At 47.5% G+C, this 6393-nt stretch carries 5 protein-coding genes; all 5 read right to left on the reverse strand.

The genetic code is table 11. The annotated features are described in order from the left end of the window. A partial coding sequence (locus VIM88_RS07205) for a phospholipase A (RefSeq protein WP_331862214.1) occupies positions 1-917 on the reverse strand: 917 nt, incomplete at its 3' end. Between the two features lie 29 nt (positions 918-946). After that, the gene (locus VIM88_RS07210) at positions 947-3973 is read right to left on the reverse strand and encodes an efflux RND transporter permease subunit (protein WP_331862215.1); all 3027 of its coding nucleotides are present in this window, start codon (positions 3971-3973) and stop codon (positions 947-949) included. A 7-nt stretch (positions 3974-3980) separates the two neighbouring features. Further along, positions 3981-4679, reverse strand: a complete 699-nt coding sequence (locus tag VIM88_RS07215) for an efflux RND transporter periplasmic adaptor subunit (RefSeq protein WP_331862216.1) — start codon at positions 4677-4679, stop codon at positions 3981-3983. Next, positions 4676-5923, reverse strand: coding sequence for a TolC family protein (locus VIM88_RS07220; RefSeq protein WP_331862217.1), 1248 nt, complete (start codon positions 5921-5923; stop codon positions 4676-4678). Before VIM88_RS07220 ends, VIM88_RS07215 begins: the two co-directional genes overlap by 4 nt. After that, positions 5920-6393, reverse strand: a 474-nt coding sequence (locus VIM88_RS07225) for a TetR/AcrR family transcriptional regulator (protein ID WP_331862218.1), incomplete at its 5' end; no start/stop codon positions are given. The genes VIM88_RS07220 and VIM88_RS07225, both read right to left, overlap by 4 nt.

The following is a 6393-nucleotide window of genomic DNA, read 5'->3' on the forward strand; positions in this document are numbered from 1 at the left end:
CTTTTCCTGTTTTCAGGCAGCCTGTACCATCCTTCGACCCTCATGAACAGGGAATCCCACTGCCACAAGGTGGATAAAAAGAGTCTGTTCCATGATCTGGAAGCATACCCCTCTTCTCCGTTGGACTGATGTTTATAGCCGAACTTGAATGCTTTCAGATTATATGCCTTGTCCCAGTGATCCGATGTAGGAAGGATCATGAAGACCTCAGGGGTATAGTTCGTTTCACGGAACGGTGCCGACTCGTCATAGAGTTTCCACCAAACCTGCTGCGTATAGGCAGCAGAGATATACTCGTTCCAGCCAAATAGATCGTAGGTCAAAGACTTCTGGAAACTCAGCTGGTACTCTGCTTCCATATGGTTCTCATACTCACTTTCCTGCAGCAGACCATCGGCCAGAACACTCTCATTATATATCGAGGATGGACGTCGGTATCTGCTCGAGGAGTAGCTGAACGGCGCAAAATAATTGGTCTTGTATGGCTGCAGACCAAAACGTTTTTCTAAAAATTTCATCACCATGGATTTTACTTCAGGGGATTCCACATCGATCTTGGAAAAAGCATAGTTTGCTGCTTTTTGCTCTGAAGTATAGGTAAACTGTTTTTCCAGCCTATCGAAAAAGTTCTCCTCTTTCTGCTTCTCGGGTTTCTTATACTCCTGTTGGACATAGGCATATTTGGAAGCAGCCTGTTTGTACCAATGCACTGCCTCGCGCAGGTCCTTTTTCATACCCTCGCCGTTCTCATACATCTGAGCCAGGATATACTGTGCCTCTTTATTGCCTCTTTCTGCCTCATTTTTGATGATCACATAGGCTTTTTTATAGTTCTTGTCCTGGTACAATGCCAGTGCCTTCGTATATTCGTCCGCACCCTGTCCCAGAAGCATGACCGAGCCCATGACGCTTAACATCAAAAGTCTGATTGATCTGATCCTGCACATTATACATTTCCTTTTTCATACCATTTTCTCATCCATGCATCCATAGGGTACATGATACGGTAAATTACGGGGACCACCAGAAGGGTCAAAATAGTAGAACTCATCAGTCCTCCGATGATCGCCAGTGCCATCGGTGCATTGCTCTCATGCCCCGCTCCTCCGCCAAATGCCAGGGGAAGCATCGCCCCGATCATCGCAAACGTGGTCATCAGGATCGGACGGAGTCTTTTTTCACCCGCTTCCAGAATGGCTGCATTCACCTCTTTCCCCTCTTTGACCGCCTGATTGGCAAAGTCGACGACCAGGATCGCATTTTTGCCCACCATACCGAGCAGCAGTATGATACCGATCATGACAAAAAGGCTGAAGTTGTTTCCTGTCAGATAGAGTGCCACGATCACACCCGTGAACGACAGCGGCATCGCCACCATGATAATGAACGGCTGGATGATCGACTCATAGAGTGCTGCAAGTATCAGGTAGATCAGTATGATCGCAAGCAATACCGCCGCACCGAACGCGGCATTGGTATCGGCCATATTCTCTATATCTCCCGTATAGCGGTAGTGGTACCCTGCAGGGAGTATCTCCCCTATCTTTTCATCGACCGCTTTCATGATCACATCCAGACTGGTCTCATAGATCCCGGAGGTCACCATGACCTTACGCTCGCGGTCATAGCGGTTGATCGACGCGGTACCGGTATGCTCCTCAAACGTGATCAGTCCTTCGAGTGAAACAAATTCGCCGTCACGGTTTTTGACCTGCAGTTTTTTGATATCATCGATGCTGCTTCGATACCGGTCTTCAAAACGCAAAGTGATATCGAACTCCCGTCCATTCTCTTCATAATAGGATATGGCTCTGTCACTCGAATAGGCGCTGGAAAGAATGCCGGCGATCTCATTGGCGCTCACCCCCGAACGCTGTGCATTTTCTCTTAGAATATCTATTTTGATCTCCGGTTTTCCGCTCTCATAATCTCTATCGATACCCACGGCACCTTGGGTCTCTTTAAGGAGGTCCATCAGTTTCTGTGTCGTTTCATTGAGCACATCAAGGTCACTTCCTGTCACAACGATCTGTACGGGGGCATTGCTGCCGCCGGTATCGAACGGTGGAACCTCTTCCACCGTCACGATCATATCCTTGATCGTTTTAAATGCATTGGCATACTGTTGCACGACATCTTCCTGTGAAACAGACCTCTGCGCTACCGGCTTGAGCTTCGCATAGATCTTGGCCTTGTGTATCTCCTTGGCACTGTTATATCCGATGGACAGGACCGTATACTCTATATTCTCATCACCCTGCATTGTCTCAAGCATAGGCTTCATCTTTTTCTTCATCTCTTCCAGACTTGTGCCTACCGGTGCTTTCGCAAATACCTGAAACTCGCTGTTGTCCTCCATCGGGACGAAATCCATTCCCGTAGAGAGTTTGGTCGAGGCGATCAGTACGCTGATCGTCACGATAATGGTGATCCACTTAAAACGGATCAAGAGTTTAAGCAGCGCTACATACGCCCTGTCAAGCCGTACGAACAAAGGCTCGGTCAGATGAAAGAACCTGCTCTCTTTCGCACTCAGGACACGTGCACCCACCGTCGGAATGAACATGACAGCGACCAGGTAAGAGATGACCACCCCTGCGGCCACGGTCATGGCAAACGAGTTAAAGAACATCCCCACGATACCGTCCATAAATGCTACCGGTACGAACACCGCGAGCAGCACGGAAGAGATGGCCAGAATGGAGAACGAGACCTCCTTGATCCCTTCAAAAGATGCCTTGAACGGCTCCATCCCCGCTTCCATCTTTTTCGTGATATTTTCGATCACGACGATCGCATCATCGATAAAGATGCCGATGGCAAGGGTCAGTCCAATCAGCGTCAACTTGTTCAGGTCATACCCCATCCAGTCAATAATGGCGAACGTACCGATGATCGATGTAGGAATGGCCAGTGCAGATACGATCGTAGCCGTCACATTTCGAAGGAAGAAAAAGACAATGATGATCGCCAATATCGATCCATAGATCAGGTCGAACGTCACATTGTCTATATTGACCATGATCTTATCGCTCTGGTCCTGCAGCAGCTGCAATGTATAGGCTTCACCGGCGATCGCTTCAAGCCGTGGCATCACGGCTTTGACCCCTTGGATGATCTCCAGCACGTTTTCACCGGAGATCTTCTTCACCTCGAGCATGACGCCCTGATCGCCGTTGTAGGAAGAGAAACTGCTGCTGTCGCTTAAACCATCTTCCACCCGTGCAACATCTTTCAGTCTAAGTCCCGGTTTCAGGATCAACGCCTGCAGGTCCTCAACACTGATGGCATCGGCTTGCACTTTGATGATCGTCTCTTTTTGCGCATCGACAAGTTTGCCGGCACCCTGATTGATATTTTGTGCGGCAATGATATTTTGAACATCGAGCGGGGTCAGGCCATATTTGTTGAGTTTGAACGGATCGACAAAAATACGTACTTCCCTGTCTTGATACCCTATGATATTGACTTCGCCTACCCCTTTGATCCGTTGAAGTATGGGCTTGATCTTTTCATCGGACATTCGCATCAGTGCAGTGACATCACCCGTTTTGGTCGCGATGAAAAGATTGATCACCGCGCCGCTGGCACCTAGTTTTTTTACGATGGGTTTCTCCACTTCATTGGGAAGCACCACCGAACCGATCTTGTCACGTACATCATTGGTGGCTTCATCGATATCTTTGAAGAGCTCAAACTGGATGGTCACCACACTGAACCCTTCATAAGAGGTTGATATCAGTTTATCGATCCCATCGATACCGCTGACCGCTTCTTCCAGTTTGTCTGTCACCTTGGTTTCGACCGTACTTGCATCAGCCCCGTCATAGGCCGTCTGAATGGTGACCACAGGGAAATCTACATTGGGAAAAAGATTGACAGGCATGGTGGTGTAGGACATCAGTCCGAATACAATAAAGCTCAATACCCCCATCAGTGTTGTGATAGGTCTGTTTATGGCAAATTTATACATGCATTCCCTACTTTACTGTAATGTATCCATCACCAAAAAGCCCCACCGGGAACCCCTCGGCTTTGACCTCGGCCAGCATCTTTCTTGTGCTCGATTCGATCGTCGGATAGATCTTGTAGATCGTTCCGGTATACAAAGTGTCATCCCCGTCCACCTTGTATGTAAAACGGTCGCCGACCTTCACTTTCTCATGATACTTCTGATCGAACTTCAAAATGAGTTTCCGTTCCTTGATGCTTTGTATATCGTAGACCTTCGTGATCATTTGGCCGCTGACCACATCACCGACCTCACTGTGCTTTGCAGTGATGATGCCGTCAAAAGGGGCACGGAGATAGGTTTTATCCAGCAGGGCCTCCTGATACTTCAGTTGTACTTTTGCGTGGTCATATTTATAGGCATAGCTCTCAAACAGGGAGACATTGATATGCTGCTTTACCTTTTTTTGTCGTTCATAGTCGCTCTCTGCATATTTCAAAGCCACTTTTGAGACCTCGACCATTGCTTTGATGTCGTCGTTCTGCAAGGCTGCCAACAGTGCATCCTTTTTCACTTCAGAACCGATATCCACCTTCATCTCTCCCACAATACCGCTGCTGCTGAAAGCCAGGGAAGCGCTCTTTTCTGCTTTCACATCGAACGTTGCATAGATCTCCTCTGCATGCAACTGCCATACTGCCAATAGTAACACTGCGATCTTCTTCATCTGATAAACTCCTTTGGGTCTTTTCCTGCATAATAATAGTAGATCGATTTTCCGATCTCGTAATCATAAAGTGTCTCCTGATACCGTGCCTGAGCTAGCGTCTTTTGTGTCAGAGCATCCAGGAAAGCGATATTGTCTATCAGGCCGACTTCGAATTTCTCTTTGAGTACGCGGTAGGTGCTGTTTGCCGCCCGCAGGGCACTCTTGGCACTTTTCAGTTTGGTACGCGTCGTCTCCAGGCTTTTTTCAGACAGGGCAAAGTTCATTTTCTGTTCTTTTTTGGCATGATCGATCTCGGACATCAGTGCGAGCTTCTGATACTTCACCGCTTCACTCTCTTTAGCCATTTTCCCGTTATCGAAAAGTCTCATATTCACCGAGACCATCACCTTGTTCTGGCGGTCCAGCAGTAACTCGTCTCCTTCAAATCCCGGCATCGTGACCATATCATCAAAGCGTGATCTGTTATAGGTGTCTGACAGGCTTACCTGCGGTCTGTAGCCGGCATCGATAGCATCGGACCGTTCACCCACCGCATTCGCATTTGACTCAAGCACTTTGATCGGTTCAAAGGTCTCGAACGCGATACGTTCAGGTTCCTGAAAATAGTTTCTCTTCAGGTCTTTTGCGGGCAGACCACTGAGCAGTGTTAAATGTTTTTCGCTCCTTTGCACTTCCAGCCTGGTATTGGCCATGGTGTAGTCATTGCTGTCAAACTCTGCCTGGAGTTTATCCACATCCTCCTGTGTAGAGAGGCCTGCGCTTTGAAACTTTTTGATACGTTGGATCTGTGCCCGCAGCTCAGTGGACCGTTCTTCCAGGGCCTGAAGGGTTGCTTTGAGTTTCTGCACGCCATAGTAATGACGTACGATCTCAAGGGTGATGCTTTTTTCAAAGGCACTTTTTTCAAAAAGGGCTGCCTCGTGTTCATAACGTTTGGCATTGAGCAGCGCGCTTTTCCTGCCGCCGTCATAAAGCTCCAGGTTTACCATGGCGAACGCACTGGAGGTTTGCCCCGGACTGACGATATTGGTGGGAGAGACATAGCTGTGGCTTGCCCCGATATCCACAGTGGGCCAGTAGGCACTTTGTGCTGCATCCACCTCTTCCTGTTTGGCTTTGATACGCATCTCTTTGGCCTGGATCATCCCGTTCTCTTGATTGGCATGTTCTACCAGCGTCTTCAATCCGTAACTTTGTGCAAAAATCGACAAAGGCAAAATAATTCCTAACAGTATTCTCATGAAATATCCTTTTTTTGAATCAGCGTAAACAAAGCTTCTACAAACGCATCAATATGCATTTTGGCATCCAAACCATTGATCTTTGATTCCACTACCAGACCTATAGCAAAGGTGTGCACCGTTCCAACCATGGCTTTCGCTTCTGCTTTGATCTCATCTTTTTCGATCCCGTCCCCTATGATCTGATCCAGTATTGTCAGGAATCTCTCGCGACATGCCTTGCTGAATGCTGTCATCGCTTCGACATCCGATGTCAGTGAAATGGCCAAATATTCTCTATAGAGTACTAACTGCTTTTCATAACAGGCATCACTATAGAGTAACGTTAAAAATGTTTTGATCTTCTCTTTGGTGCTCATATCTTGCTTTATAAGCTCATAAAGGTGTTTTTCCAGTTCTACGATAAATACTGAAATGATCTCAAAAACGATATCCTCTTTATTGCTGAAGTACTCATAGACCGTACCTTT

The sequence above is a fragment of the Sulfurovum sp. genome (assembly GCF_036568385.1).
Lineage (GTDB): Bacteria > Campylobacterota > Campylobacteria > Campylobacterales > Sulfurovaceae > Sulfurovum.